General features: G+C 58.5%; 2 protein-coding genes. One reads left to right on the top strand and one right to left on the bottom strand.

Going from position 1 to position 938, the window contains the following annotated elements:
• Positions 1-204: 204 nt before the first annotated feature.
• Entirely contained in the window at positions 205-624 is a 420-nt protein-coding gene (locus G6N73_RS35890; protein WP_165034576.1) for a hypothetical protein, read from the bottom strand.
• Between the two features lie 145 nt (positions 625-769).
• Here G6N73_RS35890 and G6N73_RS35885 point away from each other — a divergent pair.
• The coding region (locus G6N73_RS35885; RefSeq protein WP_165034575.1) for an AbrB/MazE/SpoVT family DNA-binding domain-containing protein at positions 770-938 on the top strand (169 nt) is incomplete at its 3' end.

Below are 938 nucleotides of genomic sequence, written 5' to 3'. Positions count from 1 at the left end.
CATCCTGCCCTTGATGATAGCGACTTCAACAATTAGCCACGGCGTTGGGCTACTGGAGACGATCCAACACTCAGGCTCCAGAATCAGGCGTTGCGTCGCTCGCATCGGGCTTTATCGGATGGGCCTGTTGTTAGGCAAGCGTCACTCTCCAAATCCAACCTGTTGTCGCGTCATCGCCCCGACGGCAGCGCAGGATCCGTGCTGTCAACTTGGTGGATTGTCGCGATCGTCGAGATCGCGCCGTTCTTCGATGATAGCCCGCGCTTTAAAGACAGCGGCCTGTGCGCGAGGCTGCCAACGCTGGAAGTCATGCAGGGAAAGACCCATTGGTCGTGCCGGCTCCCCCAGAAGCCCAAGCAGCGACCCGAACATGTCCGCCTTGCGCTGAACCGTCTCATCGAAGTGTGCGGGGACTGCGATCGCTGGGACGCTGTAAGGCGGAACGTCCCCGGCCCAGACGCCGGTGACATAGGTCTCACCGGATGTTTCATAATCCTCTTTCTGATCCGACCAGTCCTCGTCCTCGATCGCGAGACGACATGCGGCTTCGAGGTTTTCAGCTTCATAGCAGCGCTGTCGGAAGATCGGCAGGCGATAGGTCGTTTCGATCGTAAACTTGGGCATGGCTTGCTCCTGGTTGAGAATGGAGGATCGACGGCATGGTCGCCCAAATGAAATGACTGAGGCGACATGTCAGGACACAGTGGGATTGAACTGCGCGTCGTTCAGCCATATCTTACGGTTGTCTTACGTCTTTGAGGCTCGACCAATGGCCAACGCACAAAAGGTTACCATCACCGTTTCCACGAAGGGGCAGGTCATCCTGCCCAGCGCGATCCGCCATCGGCGTGATTGGAGCGCGGGAACACGGCTCCTTGTCGAGGAGACAGCTGACGGTGTACTGCTGAAGCCGGCTCCGGTCTTCGCCGAGACGCGGT

This window comes from Allomesorhizobium camelthorni, from assembly GCF_011045125.1.
GTDB lineage: Bacteria > Pseudomonadota > Alphaproteobacteria > Rhizobiales > Rhizobiaceae > Allomesorhizobium > Allomesorhizobium camelthorni.
This window is presented reverse-complemented; position numbering and strand designations above follow the sequence as displayed.